We start from the raw sequence: 18,217 nt of genomic DNA, 5'->3' as shown, positions 1-18,217 counted from the left end.
ACGTTTGCTAGCCAGGCTTGACACGAAAACCCGCCAAATCAATCTATTATATTGAAAGTAAACAGTATTTTTTGTTCTTTGCATTGGCATGCGCTTTGCAAACTATCTTTAAGGCAATCACCTGCACTAATAAAAAAGCACCAAGGAACCATTATGCCTTACGCACCCGAAACGCTGCTGCGCGCCAGCTTCTTTGATTTCACCGCTCTGGCCGCGCAGCCAGACGACATCGCTGCCAACGCGCGCTATCTCGAAGATGGCTTATTAACGCTGCGTGACGGCAAAGTGGTCAGCCTTGAGAGCTGGCAAATCGCGGAAGGGCGCGTCGATCACACGCGCGTCACCGATCTGCGCGGCAAACTGATCGTGCCCGGTTTTATCGATACCCATATCCATTACCCGCAAACCGAAATGATCGGTGCCTTTGGCGAACAGCTGCTGGAGTGGCTCAACCAATACACTTTCCCGGTGGAGAGCCAATATCACTGTCCCGACCACGCGGCAAAAATGTCGGCGTTTTTCCTGCATCAGCTGTTGTCGAACGGTACCACCACCGCGCTGGTGTTCGGCACCGTGCATAAGCAGTCGGTGGATTCCCTGTTCAGCGCGGCACAGCAGCTTAATATGCGGCTCATCGCTGGCAAAGTGATGATGGATCGCAACGCACCGGAATACCTGACCGAAACGCCGGAAGAGAGCTATCAGCACACGCGTGAACTGATTGAGCGCTGGCATCAACGCGGTCGTCTGAGCTACGCACTCACGCCACGTTTCGCGCCGACCTCGTCGCCCGAACTGCTGGACAAAGTGCGCCAACTGCGTGAGGAGTTCCCTGATGTCTGGATGCACACGCACTTAAGTGAAAACCAGCAGGAGATCGCCTGGGTGAAAGCGTTATTCCCGGAGCGGGCGGGCTATCTCGATGTCTATCATCACCACCAACTCACCGGCAAACGCAGCGTGTTTGCGCACTGTTTGCATCTGGAAGATCAAGAGTGGCAATGCCTGCATGACACCGATTCATCGATCGCCTTTTGTCCAACGTCAAACCTGTTCCTCGGCAGCGGCTTATTCAACATCAAACGCTGCTGGCAGCAGGGCGTGCGCATGGGCATTGGCACCGACGTGGGGGCTGGCACCACCTTTAATCTGCTGCAAACGCTGGGCGAAGCCTACAAAGTCGGCCAGCTACAGCAGTACAAACTCAGCGCCTGCGAAGCGTTCTATCACGCCACTTTGGGCGGTGCACACGCGCTCGACCTCGATGACGTCATCGGCAACTTTAATCCCGGTAAAGAGGCTGATTTTGTGGTGCTCGATCCGGCGATGTCGCCGCTGCAAAAGCTGCGAAACGCCAACAGCAAAGATATCTGGGAGCGGCTATTTGTGATGATGACACTTGGCGACGACCGCAACATTGCGCAAACCTGGGTGAGCGGCAAGCCGGTTTGGCAGCGCGAAAGTGAGGAGCAAATCGCATGATCCAGTTCTTACTCAACGATCGTTTAATTACCGAACGCGAGCTCGATCCCAATCTCACTGTGCTTAACTACCTGCGCGGCCAGCAGCAGCGTCGCGGCACCAAAGAGGGTTGTGCCTCGGGCGACTGCGGTGCCTGCACCGTCACGCTCGGTAAAGTGGTGGATGGCGAGATGCAGTATCAGGCGGTCAACAGCTGTTTGACGCTGGTAAGCAGCCTGCAAGGCAAGCAGCTGATTACGGTGGAAGATCTCAAGCAGGGCCGCGAACTGCACAGCGTGCAGCAAGCGATGGTGGATTGCCACGGGTCGCAATGCGGTTACTGCACGCCGGGTTTCGTGATGTCGCTGTTTACCCTGCAGAAAAACAGCGCTGGCTGGAATCGTCATCAGGCGGAACAGGCGCTGGCAGGTAATTTGTGTCGCTGTACCGGTTATCGTCCGATCATGGATGCGGCGCAGCAGGCATGCGAACAACCTGTTGCGGATGCCTTCAGTGCCAATGCACCCGCGTTAGTGCAGCGTTTACAGGCGCTCAGCAACACCGAAGTCCAGATTATTGAAGCCGCAGGCAGCCGCTGCTATCTGCCAAAAACGCTCGCGCAGCTCGCCGATCTTTATCAGCAATATCCCGATGCCCGTTTGGTGGCCGGTGGCACCGATCTGACGCTGCAAATCACCCAGCAATATAAGCGTCTGCCGCTGCTGATTGCGCTGGAGCAGGTTGATGAGTTGAAGGTCTGCCACGAAGATGAAACACATCTTTATCTTGGCGCTGCCGCCTCATTGCATCATTGCTATCAGTTTTTAGCGCAGTACATTCCGGCGTTTAGCAGCATGCTAGAGCGTTTTGCCTCGTTGCAAATCCGTAATCAGGGCACGCTCGGCGGCAACATTGGTAACGCATCGCCGATTGGTGATTGCGCGCCGATGCTGTTGGCACTGAATGCGCGTCTGGTTTTGCAGCAGGGCGATAAGCAGCGAGAAGTCCGGCTTGATCAATTCTTTACTGCCTATCGCCAAACGGTCTTGCTGCCGGGGGAATTCATTCGCAGCATCTCCATCCCTAAAGTGACGGTGTCACCCAACTTTACAGCGTGGAAGGTGGCGAAACGGCTGGATGATGATATTTCCGCCGTGTTCGCCGCCATCAATCTGCAAGTCGAGGAAGGTGTGATTGTGGAAGCGCGACTGGCTTTTGGTGGCATGGCCGCCACGCCGAAGCGTGCGCTGGCGGCTGAAGCCCAACTGCTGGGTCAGCAGCTGAATCTTAGCGCCATTGAAAAAGCCTGCGCTGCATTGAGCGAGGATTTTCAGCCGCTGAGCGACTTTCGCGCCAGTGCCAACTATCGCCTGCAGGTGGCGCGCAATCTGTTGCGCCGCTATTACGCACAAGCGTCTGGCGAGCTGACCCTTACTGAGGTATCGCGCTATGTCTCATAACCGTCCGGAACTGAACGAAACGCTGCTGAAAACCCAGTTCGCCACCGGCATGCAAACGGGCGTGGGGCGCAGTAACAAACACGAAAGTGCCGACAAGCATGTCTCCGGTGAAGCGCTGTATATCGACGACAAGCCCGATCTGCCGGGATTGCTGCATCTCTGTCCACGACTGAGCGAGCACGCGCATGCGCGCATCAAAAAACTGGATGTGCAGCCGTGTTACGCGGTGCCTGGCGTGGTCAGCGTACTGACGTGGCGCGATGTGCCGGGCCTCAATGATGTGGGTCCGCTGGAACCCGGTGATCCGCTGCTGGCGCAGGACAAAATCGAATATTTCGGTCAGATCGTGATAGCCGTGGCGGCTGAATCTCCGGAAGCGGCGCGTGCCGGTGCCGCAGCGGCAATTGTTGAGTATGAAGCGCTGCCCGCGGTGCTCGACGTGCGTGAAGCGCTGGAACAGCGCTTCTTTGTGCAGCAGCCGCACATTCACCAACGCGGTGATGCCGAAGCCGCGCTGGCGCGTGCATCACGTCGTATTCAGGGCGAATTTCACATCGGCGGTCAGGAACATTTCTATCTGGAAACCCAGATGGCGCTGGTGATCCCCGGCGAAGATGACAGCTTGCAGGTGTTCTCCTCGACGCAAAACCCCACCGAAGTGCAGAAGCTGGTCGCGGAAGTGATGAGCATCACTATGAACAAAGTCACCATTGATATGCGGCGCATGGGCGGCGGCTTTGGCGGTAAAGAGACGCAGGCGGCGGGCGTGGCGTGTTTGTGTGCCATTGCCGCGCGTCAGCTGCGTAAACCGGTAAAAATGCGCCTGGCGCGCCGCGACGACATGCAGATCACCGGCAAACGCCATCCGTTTTTTGTCCGCTACGATGTTGGCGTCGATGACGATAGTCGTTTCTGTGGCGTGAAGATCGATCTGGCCGGCAACTGCGGTTATTCGCTCGATCTCAGCGGATCGATAGTCGATCGCGCGATGTTCCACGCCGATAACGCCTATTACCTCGGCGATGCGCTGATTACCGGCTATCGTTGCCGCACGCATACCGCTTCGAACACCGCCTATCGTGGCTTCGGCGGGCCGCAAGGCATGGTGGCGATTGAGCAGATCATGGATCACGTCGCACGCGAGCTCGGATTAGATCCGCTCGAACTGCGCAAACGCAATTATTACGGCAAAACCGATCGCAACATCACCCATTACCATCAGCAGGTGGAAGACAATCTGCTGGATGAGATGACCGCGCAGCTAGAAACCAGCAGCGATTACGCCGCGCGGCGTCGTGAAATCAGCGCGTTTAACGCCAGCAACCGTTTTATGAAACGCGGACTGGCGCTGACGCCGGTAAAATTCGGCATCTCATTTACCTCCAGCTTCCTCAATCAGGCCGGTGCGCTGATTTTGATTTACACCGATGGTACGGTGCAGCTCAACCACGGCGGCACCGAAATGGGTCAGGGCTTAAACACCAAGGTGGCGCAGATTGTGGCGGAAGTGCTGCAGATTGATATCAGCCAGATTCAGGTGACTGCCACCGATACCGGCAAAGTGCCCAACACCTCGCCAACTGCGGCGTCCAGCGGGGCCGATCTTAACGGCAAAGCGGCGCAGAATGCGGCGCAAATCCTGCGCGATCGCTTAACCGAGATGCTGTGTCAGCAACATCAATGCGCGGCAGAAGCGGTGCATTTCAGCAACGGCATTGTGCGCGTCGGCGAGAAACACTTCACCTTCGCTCAGGTTGCGCAGCAAGCCTGGCTTAATCAGGTGCCGCTTTCTGCCACCGGTTTCTACAAAGTGCCAGGCATTCATTACGATCGCGCTGCCGGACGCGGCAAACCGTTCTATTACTTCTCCTACGGCGCGGCCTGCTGTGAAGTGCTGGTGGATACGCTGACCGGCGAATACCGTTTGCTGCGCGCCGACATTTTGCATGACGTGGGCGCGTCGCTGAATCCGGCCATTGATATCGGCCAGGTTGAGGGCGGTTTTGTGCAGGGCATGGGCTGGCTCACCTGCGAAGAACTGGTGTGGAACGACAAGGGCAAATTGCTCACCGATGGCCCGGCCAGCTACAAAATCCCGGCGATCAGCGATGTACCGAGTGATTTGCGCGTCACGCTGGTTGAGAACCGCAAAAACCCGCAGGACACGGTGTTCCACTCCAAAGCCGTCGGCGAACCGCCGTTCATGTTGGGCATCGCCGTGTGGTGCGCGCTACAGGATGCGGTTGCCAGCGTTGATAACTATCGTCGCCATCCGCAGCTGGACGCACCCGCCACGCCGGAGCGGGTATTCTGGGGGATTCAGCGCTTATCGGGAGCGGAACATGATTTATCATGACTGGATCGGCGTATTGCACAGCCTGCGGGAAAAACGCGAAAGCTGTGTACTGATTACCGTGCTCAGCGAGCGGGGCTCCGTGCCGCGCGATCGCGGTAGCAAAATGGTGGTCAGCGCCACTGACACTTTTCTCACCATTGGCGGCGGCCATCTCGAATATCAATGCATTGCGCAGGCGCGCGAGATGCTGCAGCAGCGCTGCACCCAGCCGCGCAGTGAAGAGTTTGCGCTGGCTGCGCGTCTCGGCCAATGCTGCGGTGGTCACGCCACTTTGCTGTTTGAACCGCTGATGCAGCAGCAGCCGGAAATCCAGGTGTACGGTGCAGGTCACGTTGGCCAGGCGCTGGTAAATCTGCTTGCCACTTTGCCGTGCCGCATCACGTGGATTGACAGCCGCGCCGCGCAGTTTCGCGCCGTGCCGCCCGGCGTGACGGTGCGTCAGGTTGAGGATCCGATTGACTGCGTGCAGGAAGCCGCGCCCGACAGCTATTTTGTGGTGATGACGCACGATCATCCTCTCGATCTGGCGCTCAGCGAAGCGATCTTGCGCCGGGGCGATTTTCGCTATGCCGGTGTAATTGGTTCTGCCACTAAAGCCCAGCGCTTTCGCTATCGCTTAGAGGGCAAAGGCATTGCGGCAGATTCCCTCGCACGTTTGCGCTGCCCGATTGGTTTGGCGGATGTGAAGGGCAAGTTACCGGCGGAAATTGCCGTGGCGGTGGCGGGAGAAATCATCAGCGTTTATCAGCAGCAGGCGATAAGTTGTTGAGTGACGAGGAAACTGCCAGGATAGAACCATCCCGCCGCCACCGTGCGGCGTTGCTGATTATCAGGAGCGATAATGAATTCACGAGCCAATCCGTTTTTCACCGCCAGCACCTTGCCGTATCAAACCCCGCCATTTGACCAGATTCAGGAAGAGGATTTTCTGCCGGCGCTGGAAGCGGGGATTGAAGAGAAACGGCGCGAAGTGGCGGCGATCGCCAGCAATCCTGACGCGCCAACCTTTGCCAACACCTTTGAGGCGCTGGAACGCAGCGGCCAGTTGCTGAAGCGCGTGAATCTGGTGTTTGGTGCCATGACTTCCGCCAACACTAGCGATCGCCTGCAGGAAATCGATGAACTGATTACCCCGCAACTCACCGCGCTCAATGATGAAATCTACCTGAACAGCCAGCTATTTGCTCGCCTCGATACCGTTTACCAGCATCGCGGCTCGCAGTGTCCGGATGCTGAAGCGATGCGTCTGGCGGAAGTCACCTGGCAGCATTTCCAATTGGCAGGCGCCAGCCTGAACGACGCGGATAAAACCCAGCTGCGTGCCTGCCATCAGGAATTAGCAAGCCTCAGCACCCGTTTCGGCAACAAGTTGCTGGCAGCCACCAAAGCCGGTGCTTATGTGGTGAGCAATGTGGCGGCCTTGGCGGGATTAAGCGAGGAAGAGCTGGCGCACGCCAAAGCGGCGGCCGAAGCGCGTGGTTTGCACGGCGAGTGGCTGATTGCGCTGCAAAACACCACGCAGCAACCGGCGCTGCAAGCCCTTGAAGTGCGCGCCACGCGTGAAGCGCTGTTCCAGCAGGCGCTAACGCGCAGCGAGCAGGGCGATGATAACGACACGCGCGACATCGTGTTACGTATGGCGCAACTGCGCGCCCAGCAGGCGAGTCTGCTCGGCTTCAAAACCTATGCCGAGTGGAGCATGCAGGATCAGATGGCGAAAACGCCGGAGGCGGCTTTTGCCTTTATGCGCAATATCGTACCCGCCGCGCGGGCCCGCGCCGAACGCGAAGCTGCCGATATTCAGCAGGCGATTGAAGCCTCACATCACAGTTTCCCGCTGCGCGTCTGGGACTGGAATTTCTACGCTGAGCAGGTGCGTAAAGCGCAATACGCGCTGGATGAGAGCCAAATCCGCCCGTACTTTGAGTTGAATAATGTGCTGGAGAAGGGCGTGTTCTGGTCGGCCAGCCAATTGTTTGGCATCCGCTTTAGCCAACGCCACGATCTGCCGGTTTATCATCCCGACGTCAACGTTTACGAGATTTTCGATGCCGACGACACGCCGCTGGCGCTGTTCTACACCGACTTCTTCAAACGTGATAACAAAAGCGGCGGCGCGTGGATGAGTAATTTCGTCGACCAAACCACGCTGCTCGGCACCAAACCGGTGATCTACAACGTGTGCAACTACACCAAGCCGCAGGCAGGTCAGCCGGCGCTGCTGAGCTGGGATGAGGTGATCACGCTGTTCCATGAGTTTGGTCATGCGCTGCACGGCTTGTTCGCGTCGCAACGCTATCCGAGCTTATCGGGCACCGCCACGCCGCGCGACTTTGTCGAGTTTCCGTCGCAGATTAATGAGCATTGGGCCAGCAACGAAGCGGTGTTTGCCAACTATGCGCGCCACTACAAAACCGGTGAGGCGATGCCGGCTGAGCTGCGCGACAAGATGGTGCGTGCCGCGAAGTTCAACAAAGGCTACGACATGACCGAGCTGCTCGCCGCCGCGCTGCTGGATTTGCAGTGGCATTCACTGACCACGCACGACAATCCGCAGGACGTCAGCCACTTTGAATTACAGGCATTGGCGGCCGAAAACATTGCGCTGGCGGCGGTTCCACCACGCTATCGCTCCAGCTATTTCCGTCATATCTGGGGCGGCGGTTATGCAGCTGGCTATTACGCCTATATCTGGACGCAGATGCTGGCCGATGACGGCTATCAAGCCTTTGTCGAACGCGGGGGATTAACGCGAGAAAACGGTCAGCAGTTCCGCGAGCATATTCTGTCTCGCGGAAACAGCACCGATTTGCAGCATCTGTGGCTGGCGTGGCGCGGCAAAGAGCCGGAAATCGGCCCAATGCTGAAAAACCGTGGATTAGAGTCGTAGGGTCGCCATTGATGGCGACCTGGTTCAACCGAACGGACCGCCTTCAATCGTATCGCACATACCGGCAAGCACTCGCTCGCCGGTTTCATTTTTCAAATCCGCATACCATGCCGCCGTCACTTCCGCATCTTTCGCATGGGTAACATCACAGCGCTTACGGGCTTTCAACACCAAATCTTTGGTGCGCTCCACGCGACGGCTTTCATAGCGCAACAGCGCATCCTCAATCCCCAAAGAGTGTGACGCCAGCGTCTGCGCCAGCACCACTGCATCTTCCATCGCCGCACAACCGCCTTGCCCGATATCCGGCGTAGTGCTGTGCGCGGCATCGCCCAGCAACGCCACGCGACCTTTAACAAAACGGCTAAAGGGTTCGATATCGTGGATTTCCACGCGATTGGTGGTTTCCGGGTTAAGACGTTCTATCAGGCGCTGCACCGGTTCGGCCCAGCCGCTGAAGTAGCCTTTAAGGTCACTTTTCAGCGTGGCGCGATCCTCCGACAAGCCTTTTGGCAATGGGACATCAAAGAAGAAGTAGAAGCGGTTATCGCTGACCGGCATCAGCGACACGCGTTTGCCTTCGCCAACAAAAGTGGTCCATTGATCGGCGGGCGCAATAGCCTCATCAATCGTCACCAGGCCGTTCCAGTTGACGTAACCGGCGTAACGACGTTCGATGCTTTCGCCCAGTACATAGTGGCGGATCACCGAGTGCGTGCCATCGGCGGCGATCAGGAAATCACCTTCGGCCTGGCTACCGTCATCAAACCAGGCGGTGACGCCGTGCTCAGTTTGTTCAACCTGCGTGACGCGTTTGCCAAAGCTAATGCGCGAACGTCCGTAGGTATCGATCAGCATCGCCTGCAATTCGGCGCGCGCCACTGGATAAGGATATTCACCCACCTGTTGCACCAGCGGTTCCATGCTGAAGCGGGTGAGTGTGCTGCCGCTGTGCGCATCGTTGTAGGCCATAAACGCCATGTTGCCACCCAGCGCGCGCAGCGGCTCTTTCATACCCAACGCGTTGATGCATTTTACGCCGTTGGGCCAGATGGAGATCGCCGCACCCACCGGCTTCATCTCTTTCACTGCTTCAAACACCGCCGTGTCAAAACCCGCTTTCTCCAGCGCAATCGCAGCACTCATACCGCCAATGCCCGCGCCAATCACAATTGCTTTCATATCCGTCTCCTTTGCTATGCATAAGGGACTGCAACTTTTGTACCAGATTCGCGTGGAAGCCGACTTGCGGTTATCTCTTTGATTTTACATTGGCACAGCAGCATCTGGCTTTGCTGTTCTGCACTACAGTGGCGCACATCTATGCACTGTAGAAGGGCAATTTGTGACAAAGGTTGAATCGATTGTTTCAGCATGGTAATTGGCGCCGCAGCAGCCATACTCTTTACACCCTTCCCGCGAGGACTCAATCATGAAATGGATAATGGCATTAGCCTTGCTGTTCAGCATTAGCGTGCTGGCACAACCCCAATGGCAGCCGGAACGAAAAGCGCCGGTGGTCCAACTGACGCCGATTGCCGCCAAGTGCGATGTTTCAGCCTGTCAGCAGAACTGCTATGTGCAGCAATCACAGTGCAAAAACGACAATAACGGCGGCTGCGGCTCGTTAGCACAAATTTGCGTACAAAACTGTGCCAGTCAGTGTCGTTAAGTGAAATAAATCTGTCATAATCGAGTGCTAGCGTGTTTCCCCGGCAAGGTAATATTTTGATAACAGGGGAAAATAATGAAAACCCGCTTCACACTGATTGCAACGGTTTTTCTGCTGGCACAGCAGGCACATGCGGTTTCACTGCCCGATGCGGCCGCGCTGGCAGGCTTAACCTCCACCGGTTCCACCTCCGCTTATAGCGATATCGAGCAGCAATCTTTACAGGCTGAACGTCGGGCGCTGCAAGGCGACAGCAGCACGCTGACGCGTGAGCAACTGGAAAAAGCCAAACAGACCGCGAAACAGGCTGACAAACAGTGGCTGAAAAACAGCGGCTACGATTTCAAAACTAAAGAGAACCAGCAGGCCGGAATTGCGCTGCTGTCCGGCTTTAGCGCGTTGCCCGCCAGCGTGCTTGATGCCAGCCAGGCCACCGTTACCAATATCAACCTGAACGCCACGCAAAATGTGCGTCATCAGGCACTGGCCGATGCGGAAGCGATCAGCTATCTCTATTTCCTCTCTGATGCGCTCGGCCCGCGTCTCGGCAAAGCCTTCCTCGCGGCTTACGATAAAGGTGAGATCGGCAAAGCGGCGGCGTTGATCAAAGCCAGTGAAGTCAGCACCAGCGCAGCCAAGAAACACTTTAACTATCCGCGACCGTTCCTGCGTGAGGGCAACAGTATTCATCTGGTGCCAGACGATGTGGTGGTAACAGACAACGTGCGTTACACCGCCGACGGCGGTTCTTTCCCGAGCGGCCATACCAACACCGGTTACACCGATGCCTTGTTGCTGGCCGAAATGGTGCCAGAACGTTTTGAAGCCTTGGTAACGCGCGGCGCGCGCTACGGTTATTCGCGTTTAGTATTGGGCGTGCATTACCCGCTGGATGTGATGGGTTCGCGCATGGTGGCGCAACGCAACGTGGCAAACTATCTCAACGATGCGCGCTATCAGGCGCTGTTTAGTGAAGCGCGCGATCAACTGCGTGCCGCGCTGGAGAAAGAGTGCGGCACGTCGCTGGCCGAGTGTGCGCGCAGCGATGGCAAGGATGATCCTTATCGTTCACCAGCAATGAAGCAGTTCTATCGTTTCACCATGAGTTACAACCTGCCAAAAGCCAATGTGCAGAACACGCCTGTCAAAGTTCCGCAGGGCGCGGAGATCCTGCTGAAAACCGCGTTGCCGCAGCTGTCTGATGCTCAGATTCGCCGTCTGATGGTGAAAAGCGCGCTGCCAAACGGTTATCCGCTGTCCGGCAACAGTGCGGATCAGTCATTCTGGCAACGTGTTGATTTAACGGCGGCGTTTGCTTTAGCGAAACCGACTTTGTAGGGTCGTCATTTATGGTGACCAGGTGCGCATGACGGTATGACTGCGCACCCTACGAAAACGCTCGTCACGCTTTAATCCGGCGATCAAGCGTGAAGGGCGCTGAAGTGGCTTGTGCAAAGAGGGCGGCGGCGGCGGGATGGTCGGGATTGAGGATGGCGTTGTCTTCGCCGGTCAAAATGCTGGGTACCGTCAACAGCAAAGGTAAGCCGCCTTGCAAATCGAGGAACGCGGCGCCGATCGCCTGCGTCTCTTCCTGCTGCTGATACTTTTGCCAATCGCTGGGCAGCTTACTGCTGTCCAGCGCCATGATTTCGCTCTCAGGGATCGGCAGGGTAAAAATCACAAATCGGCTCTTCTCCAGCATCGCTTTACCGGCATGCACCACCAGTTCCAGCGTGGCGAGCGCCTTTGAGCTACTGAGGTAAACCGTCTTAATACCGGGCGGATTCCAGCGTCCGCCCCATTTTTCAGCGCCAGCGCCGCTAAACGCCTCGCTGGCATACTCTTCTTTCACTAAACGATAAAATAATCGATGGGGAGCATCCGGTTCCTTCCGTTGCGTCATTACACAATCACTCCGTGTTCCAGGCGACCAATCAGCGTTAACACCGCATCACAGCCCGCAGGCGTGCTCAGCATCTCCATTGGCAATGCATCGTCCAGTGCCAACGCAGGTTGATACATCCAGTGCATGGCAGCGTCAACGTCACCGGCAAATAATTGCAATACGGCATCCAGAATTTCGAACACCTGATACACCCGCGCACCTTGCTCCACCGAGAGTTGCGATCCAGCTTTCTCACGGCGGCGATAGGTATTGCGATCGATCGAGACCATCTGGGCAACATCCAATGGTGTTGCTTTTAGCACCGTGGCCGCGCGTTCAACGATGCCAACGTCCAGACCTTCGGTGATCAACTGATGTGCTTTCAGCGGATTACGCGGCAAGCCCATTTGATCCATAAAAGATTTCCGAGCGTGCTGAATCAGCGTCGGGTCGAAGACGCGTGCGGCATTGCCGTGATTTAATGGGGATGCAGTTGTCATCACAACCTCCTGAGTAATGTTCATTTGAACATTTTGATAGTTCAAGTGTACATCACTGCGCAGAGGTTGTCATTTTTTGTACGATCAAGCCAGTAAAATCAACCGGCTTCCTGCCACATCTCGCGCATCGCCAGCTCCAGCTTCTTAAACACCCGATAACGCGTATCGTGAAACGCAACGCGATCCGCTCGCGGCAGCAGCGCGCCGGGATTGATCTGCACCGCCCGCTGCGCGGCCTCGGCGAGATTACGCCACGCGCCGACGCCCACACCGGCACACAATGCTGCGCCTAGCGCGCCGGTTTCTTTGCACTCCGCAACGCGAATCGGTATGTCTAACACGTCAGCAAACATCTGCGGCCAGACGCAACTGCGCGCCGCGCCGCCCGACAAAATGGCCTGTGTAAAAGGAATGCCCGCCGCACGCAGGCGATCGATATGCGCCCGATGGGCAAAGGTCACGCCTTCAAACAGCGCGAACAGCATATCGGCGCGCGTATGCCAGCCGCCTAAGCCATAAAACCCGGCTTTGGCCGGTTCTGATTTACGTCCGGAATAGAGGTAAGGGTGATAGAGCGGTAGCTGGGCATTGGGTTGCACGTGCGCCACGCTATCGCTGCTGCGCGCCGCGCCTTGACCGCCGCGACCGTCGTCAAATTCGCGCAGGAACCAGTCGAGATTCGCCGCCGAGGTGGCGCTGGCCTCAATCGCCATATAACGGTCGGACTCAATAATGGAGTTCATAAATACCGGGCGCAGATAATCGGGTTTATCCACTACCACCTGATTGATGCTCCACGTCCCGGCGACAATCGAGGCTTCGCCGGTGTTCACCACGCCAGAACCGACGGCGCTGGCCACCACATCAAAGATGCCCGCAACTACCGGAATGCCCGCGGGTAACCTAGTGAGCTGGGCAGCACGTTGTGTGACATGGCCAACCACCTCGCAGGATTCACGCAGTGCGGGCAGCAGGGCGAGCGCCTCTTCGATGCCGTACAGCGCCATCAATTCACGGCTGTAGCCGCGCGCACGATAATCAATCAAACCCGCTCCGGCGGCATCCGAGAAATCTGCGCTGATCGCGCCACTGAGAAAATGGGCGATAACGTCTTTCGCTAACAGTAAATGGCCGATTTGCGCCCAGCGTTCGGGTTGATGTTGTTTGATCCAACTGATCAACACTGGCGTTGCCGCTGGCCAGGGTTTTTGCAGCGAAATCGGGTAGATGCGCTTATCCGCGCCGCTGATTTCCAGCGCGTGCACAGTATCACAAGCGCGATGATCGATAGACTGAATACCAAACAGCGGCTGCTGATGCTTATCCAGCGCGTACAAACCGTTGCCGTGACCGGTCGCGCCAACCGCAATCACATCGCTAGCTGGCGTTCCCGCCTGTTGCAGGCAACGGCTCACCGCATCACTGACGCCATGCCAGATATCCGCCACCGGCCGTTCGGCGTAACCTTCCTGCGGACGATGGGTTTCTCCCGCGCACTCGGCCACCGACAATACGCGCCCGCTGAGATCAAACAGCACCGCTTTGATCATGGTGTTTCCGGCATCAATACCGACTATCTTCATATCCGACTCCGTGCAACTGGCGAAGACGGCGCACCGCATAAGCGCCGGTGCAGGTAAGGCTCAACCCTGCTGATAGATTTCCAATGCGTCCGGGCCGCTGGCGCCCTGATGAATAATCGCCATCAGCGCTTTCACCACGCGGGACGGATTATCGTGCTGATAAACATTGCGGCCATACACCATGCCGCTGGCACCTTGCGCCATCAGCGCGGCACTTTTGGTCAGCACATCCGCCAGTTCACCTTTGCCGCCGCCGCGCACCAGCGTGGGACAGCGCGCCGCTTCCACCACGCGATGAAAATCTTCCACGTTCTCAGTGGGATCGGCTTTGATGATGTCTGCACCCAACTCACGTGCCAGCCGTACCAGCGGCACCATCTTCTCCACATCACCCAGCGAGCCGTAAGCCGCGCCTTGTCCGGCGGGGGCCATCACAAGTGGTTCAATCATCAGCGGCATGGCGTAGCGATCGCAGGCCTGACGCAGGCGGCCAATGTTTTCAACGCACATGCGGAAAATGCCCGGTTCATCGGGGATCAGATAGAGATTAACTACCACTGCGGCGGCGTCCATCTGCAACGCGGCAAGGATTGGTTCATCAGGATTGTGCAGCACCGCCCACATTTCCCGGTGACGCGCCGCGTTGTAGGCATTGCCCACATCGGTGCGCATCACCAGCGCCGGTTTACGTCCCGCCACACGCTGCAGCAGATCGGCCTGACCATAGTTGACCTGAATCGCATCCGGCTGTGCGGCGATCAGGTTATCCATCACATCTGCAATATTCTCCAGACCGATGAGGAAATCAGGCTCGTTGGCGATACCGTGATCGATGGCGACATCCAGACATTTGCCGTGCTGAAACAGGCGCTGCATGCGCACTTTATTGGTTACTAACATGTTGTGTTTCCTCCTGAAAAACCGTGGGGTAAAGGCCGGTAAGTCCGTGCAAACGCGCCAGATTGGCGCAGCAGCGCTGCAGCTGCTGCGCGCGTTCGCTATCGCTCCAGCCGAGCGTCGCAGCCATGATTTCGGCGATCTCCTGCACCAGCGGCACGCTAAGTTCACCGCAAATCGCCAGCGAGGTGCGACGTACCAACAAATCCTCCAGCTGACAAACCTGTTCATGTTCAATCAGATAACGTAATTCGACATCGCTGTAGGCGGCGTGATTCTGCAACATTTGCTCGCCGTGCTGCTGGATCAGCGCCAGCAGCGGCAGGGCGCGGCTGCCGTAACGTTTGGCGAGCTGCATCACGCGCGGCAGCGGCACGCCATAACGCTGCGCCAGTTGCGCCAGCCACGCGGTTTGTCCTGAAGGTTTGGGGAAGTCACGCCCGCCGCCAATCGGCACATCACCGGTTGATACCTGACGTTTTTCGCCGAGCAGACGCAGCACGCGATCCGCCGCTTCTTCACCGAACTGGCGGAAAGTAGTCCATTTGCCGCCGACTAAACAGAGCGTGCTCCAGGCGCGATTCGCGTCAGCCGGCAACACCACTAACGAGTGATTACGTGAGATTTGGCCGTTAAGTTTGGCCTCGCTGGCGGGCAGCGGACGCACGCCGCAGAAGGTATACACGATGGCGGAATCCGGTACCTCGATATGCGGAAAGATGAAACGCAGTGACTCGAGGATGTAATCCTTTTCCTCCTCATCGCACACCGCCTCGTCGGGATCGTCCACGCGGATATCGGTGGAACCCACCAGCACCTTGCCAAACCACGGGAACATAATGCAAACGCGGCCTTCCTGGTTCTCGAAATAGACCATTTCGCCATCCAGCATATGCAGCAATTCGGGGTGATTGAGGATCAGGTGCGATCCTTTGGTGCCGCCAATCAGCTTGGGCAGATCGCGGCTGACGGTGATGCGTTGGTTAAGCTGGTCGATCCATGCGCCACCGGCATTGACCAGCACATGCGGTTGCAGGCTAAAACGCTCGCCGCTTAACGCATCCTGCAAAATAACGGTTTCGCCCTCGGCGCTGACCAGCAGCAGATAATTGAGTGCCAGCGCCTCCGGGCAGGCTTTTTCAGCATCATCAATCAACTCGAACCCCAGCCGTTCCGGCGCGCTGATCCACGCATCGTAATAGCTGGCGCTGTATTTCACCCAGGGCGCGAATCCCGGCCAGCGATCGCGCGTGGCGGCTTCATTGCGCACCTGATGCTTCGGCATCGATCCATATTGGCGGGTGTAGATGTCATACAGGCTGAGCCCGGTTTTAATCAGCAACGCACCACGTCGTGTCGGTTTATCGCTCAGGCGCAGAAAACGGCGGGTTGCATTGACTAAGCCGCCAGCGAGATTATCGATCGGCACCGTCGTGCGTAAGGGGAAGACATAATGCGAGGCATTTTTCAGCAGGCGGTCGCGCTCGGTGACCGACTCTTTGACCAGCGTGAACTCACCGGTTTCCAGATACCGCAAACCGCCATGAATCATGCGCGACAGCGCGCCGCTGGCCGCCTGGCACCAGTCGCCTTTTTCCACCAGAATCGCCGGAATGCCCTGCAATGCCAGTTCGCGAAATGTACTGATGCCGTTGATGCCGCCGCCGACAATCAACACCGGTGTCGACGACCGCAGGCGCAGAGCGCTCAGGCGTTGTTCGCGGGTTTTAATGTTATCCATGAGATGCTCCAGTTCCAGTACGCCAGGATGAGATCGTAGTCGCTGGAGCTGTGCTGGAGGACGAAAGGTGAAGGAATTGTTAATAGAAGGAATAAGAGTTGAGAGGCTGGTCACTTAACTGGTCTTTGGAAGACTGACGGATCTGTATTAAGCGAAGGCGTTATCCAATTACAGGGTGAGAAGCGGTAAGGAGAGATTAAGGGCTGGCAACTTGGATAGCGCAATGCTCTCGGCGCAGCAGTGCGTCGATGCCATTCTGCAAGCGTTACCGAAAACGTCAAAATCCTGATCGTTGAGTGGTGGCGTTCAACTCGTCGCCACTTTCACCTGAAAGCTATTTTTCATTCTTAATGTGATCAACTTCCGGATTCGGCGGTTGTGGCATTGTTTATTGCTGCGCATTTGTTATGAATGAAGTGTAATTTAGTTTCGAATGAAATACGCAAGTTAATGAATCGGAGCATGTCATGAATAATACTTTCACTTCATTGCAACAACCTGATGATTTCAAACAAAACGTTCGTGTGATGAAAAGGGTGCTGAGAGAGCAGATCGGTGATGTCGAAGGTCTGTTTGAACAAGTCAGAAGCAAAATCGTCAGCGAAATTGCCGCCGCTCGTGCGGAAGAGGCGCAAAACGGCAGCGCGTGGCCGCAGGTCAGCCAGCAGGATATTGCAGCGGGACGTATTAGCGATGAGGTGAAGGATCATATCCGTCGACGCGGTTGTGTCGTGGTTAAGCAGACTTTCCCGCGCGATCAAGCGCTGGCCTGGGATGAGTCGATGCTCAAGTACCTTGATGACAACGATTTCGACAACGTTTATAAGGGGCCGGGCGATAACTTCTTCGGCAACCTTGATGCGTCCCGTCCGGAAATCTATCCGATTTACTGGAGTGATGCGCAGATGTCAGCGCGCCAAAGCGATGCCATGGCACAGACGCAATCTTTCCTCAATCGCTTGTGGACCTTTGAGTCACGCGGCACACGCTGGTTTGAACCTGACGTCAGCATTATTTATCCCGATCGCATTCGTCGCCGCTTGCCGGGCACCACCTCCAAAGGTCTCGGCGCGCACACCGATTCAGGCGCGCTGGAGCGTTGGTTATTGCCGGCGTATCAGCAGGTGTTCAGCAAAATATTCACCAACCAGTTTGATCAATACGATCCCTGGGATGCGGCGCATCGCACAGAAGTGAATGAGTATCAATCGGGCACCACCACCAAGTGCTCGGTATTCCGGACTTTTCAGGGCTGGACTGCGCTGTCGGATATGCAGATTGGTCAGGGCTTGCTGCATGTGGTGCCTGTGCCGGAAGCGATGGCCTATTTGTTGCTGCGTCCGTTGCTGAAAGATGTGCCGGAAGATGAGTTGTGCGGCGTCGCGCCGGGCAAAGTGTTGCCGGTATCGGCGCAGTGGCATCCGGAACTGATTGACGGCTTGTGTTCGATTCCTGCGCTGCAGGCTGGCGATTCGGTATGGTGGCACTGCGATGTGATCCATTCGGTTGCGCCAGTAGACGATCAGCAAGGCTGGGGCAATGTGATGTACATTCCCGCCGCGCCGCTGTGCGAGAAAAATGCCGCCTATGCGAACAAAGTGGCACAAGCGCTGGCCACTGGCGCATCACCGGGCGATTTCCCGCAGGAGGATTACGAATCGCAGTGGCGCGATCGCTTTACCCTTGATGCGCTCAATGTCAACGGTCGCCGCAGTCTGGGATTGGGCTAAATTTCTGGTAAGCTTGGCAAAAATTTCACGGCAGCGGATGTT

At 56.8% G+C, this 18,217-nt stretch carries 14 protein-coding genes; 8 read left to right on the top strand and 6 right to left on the bottom strand.

Features of this window, described 5'->3' with window-relative positions; all coding sequences use genetic code 11:
* Positions 1 to 153 precede the first annotated feature (153 nt).
* From guaD to dcp, 5 genes are all read left to right on the top strand, one after another.
* Entirely contained in the window at positions 154 to 1,482 is a 1,329-nt protein-coding gene (gene guaD / locus NQH49_RS09695; RefSeq protein ID WP_256696484.1) for a guanine deaminase, read from the top strand.
* Positions 1,479 to 2,921 carry a xanthine dehydrogenase small subunit gene (gene xdhA / locus NQH49_RS09690; protein ID WP_256696483.1) on the top strand — a complete coding sequence of 481 codons (1,443 nt, stop codon included), beginning with the start codon at positions 1,479 to 1,481 and terminating at the stop codon, positions 2,919 to 2,921. The genes guaD and xdhA overlap by 4 nt, the downstream gene beginning before the upstream one ends.
* Positions 2,911 to 5,277 carry a xanthine dehydrogenase molybdopterin binding subunit gene (gene xdhB / locus NQH49_RS09685; RefSeq protein WP_256696482.1) on the top strand — a complete coding sequence of 789 codons (2,367 nt, stop codon included), beginning with the start codon at positions 2,911 to 2,913 and terminating at the stop codon, positions 5,275 to 5,277. The genes xdhA and xdhB overlap by 11 nt, the downstream gene beginning before the upstream one ends.
* Positions 5,264 to 6,046 carry a xanthine dehydrogenase accessory protein XdhC gene (gene xdhC / locus NQH49_RS09680; RefSeq protein ID WP_256696481.1) on the top strand — a complete coding sequence of 261 codons (783 nt, stop codon included), beginning with the start codon at positions 5,264 to 5,266 and terminating at the stop codon, positions 6,044 to 6,046. Before xdhB ends, xdhC begins: the two co-directional genes overlap by 14 nt.
* 72 nt (positions 6,047 to 6,118) lie before the next feature.
* Complete coding sequence (gene dcp, locus NQH49_RS09675) at positions 6,119 to 8,167, top strand: peptidyl-dipeptidase Dcp (RefSeq protein WP_256696480.1); 2,049 nt, start codon at positions 6,119 to 6,121, stop codon at positions 8,165 to 8,167.
* Between the two features lie 24 nt (positions 8,168 to 8,191).
* On the opposite strand, the gene hpxO is transcribed toward dcp, so the two are convergent.
* Positions 8,192 to 9,349: an FAD-dependent urate hydroxylase HpxO gene (gene hpxO, locus NQH49_RS09670; protein WP_256696479.1), complete on the bottom strand. Its 1,158-nt coding sequence runs from the start codon at positions 9,347 to 9,349 to the stop codon at positions 8,192 to 8,194.
* A gap of 250 nt (positions 9,350 to 9,599) precedes the next feature.
* Here hpxO and NQH49_RS09665 point away from each other — a divergent pair, with 250 nt between their 5' ends.
* Both NQH49_RS09665 and NQH49_RS09660 read left to right on the top strand, forming a co-directional pair.
* Positions 9,600 to 9,839 carry a hypothetical protein gene (locus tag NQH49_RS09665; protein WP_008104180.1) on the top strand — a complete coding sequence of 80 codons (240 nt, stop codon included), beginning with the start codon at positions 9,600 to 9,602 and terminating at the stop codon, positions 9,837 to 9,839.
* 75 nt (positions 9,840 to 9,914) lie between these two features.
* Positions 9,915 to 11,177 (top strand): acid phosphatase, encoded by a 1,263-nt coding sequence (locus tag NQH49_RS09660; RefSeq protein WP_256696478.1) that lies wholly within the window; start codon positions 9,915 to 9,917, stop codon positions 11,175 to 11,177.
* Positions 11,178 to 11,241: 64 nt separating this feature from the next.
* On the opposite strand, the gene NQH49_RS09655 is transcribed toward NQH49_RS09660, so the two are convergent.
* The 5 genes from NQH49_RS09655 to NQH49_RS09635 all read right to left on the bottom strand — a co-directional run bounded on the left by NQH49_RS09655 (position 11,242) and on the right by NQH49_RS09635 (position 16,445).
* Positions 11,242 to 11,742, bottom strand: coding sequence for an RES family NAD+ phosphorylase (locus NQH49_RS09655; protein ID WP_256696477.1), 501 nt, complete (start codon positions 11,740 to 11,742; stop codon positions 11,242 to 11,244).
* Positions 11,742 to 12,224, bottom strand: a complete 483-nt coding sequence (locus tag NQH49_RS09650; RefSeq protein WP_256696476.1) for an Xre family toxin-antitoxin system antitoxin — start codon at positions 12,222 to 12,224, stop codon at positions 11,742 to 11,744. The genes NQH49_RS09655 and NQH49_RS09650 overlap by 1 nt, the downstream gene beginning before the upstream one ends.
* Positions 12,225 to 12,322: 98 nt before the next feature.
* Positions 12,323 to 13,807 (bottom strand): FGGY-family carbohydrate kinase, encoded by a 1,485-nt coding sequence (locus tag NQH49_RS09645; RefSeq protein WP_256696475.1) that lies wholly within the window; start codon positions 13,805 to 13,807, stop codon positions 12,323 to 12,325.
* A 60-nt stretch (positions 13,808 to 13,867) separates the two neighbouring features.
* Complete coding sequence (locus NQH49_RS09640; protein WP_256696474.1) at positions 13,868 to 14,707, bottom strand: class I fructose-bisphosphate aldolase; 840 nt, start codon at positions 14,705 to 14,707, stop codon at positions 13,868 to 13,870.
* Positions 14,691 to 16,445 (bottom strand): glycerol-3-phosphate dehydrogenase/oxidase, encoded by a 1,755-nt coding sequence (locus NQH49_RS09635; protein WP_256696473.1) that lies wholly within the window; start codon positions 16,443 to 16,445, stop codon positions 14,691 to 14,693. The genes NQH49_RS09640 and NQH49_RS09635 overlap by 17 nt, the downstream gene beginning before the upstream one ends.
* A gap of 467 nt (positions 16,446 to 16,912) precedes the next feature.
* On the opposite strand from NQH49_RS09635, the gene NQH49_RS09630 reads away from it, so the two are divergent.
* Positions 16,913 to 18,175: a DUF1479 domain-containing protein gene (locus NQH49_RS09630; RefSeq protein ID WP_256696472.1), complete on the top strand. Its 1,263-nt coding sequence runs from the start codon at positions 16,913 to 16,915 to the stop codon at positions 18,173 to 18,175.
* The last annotated feature ends 42 nt before the right edge of the window (positions 18,176 to 18,217 follow it).

The sequence above is a fragment of the Pantoea trifolii genome, from assembly GCF_024506435.1.
Lineage (GTDB): Bacteria > Pseudomonadota > Gammaproteobacteria > Enterobacterales > Enterobacteriaceae > Pantoea > Pantoea trifolii.
This window is presented reverse-complemented; position numbering and strand designations above follow the sequence as displayed.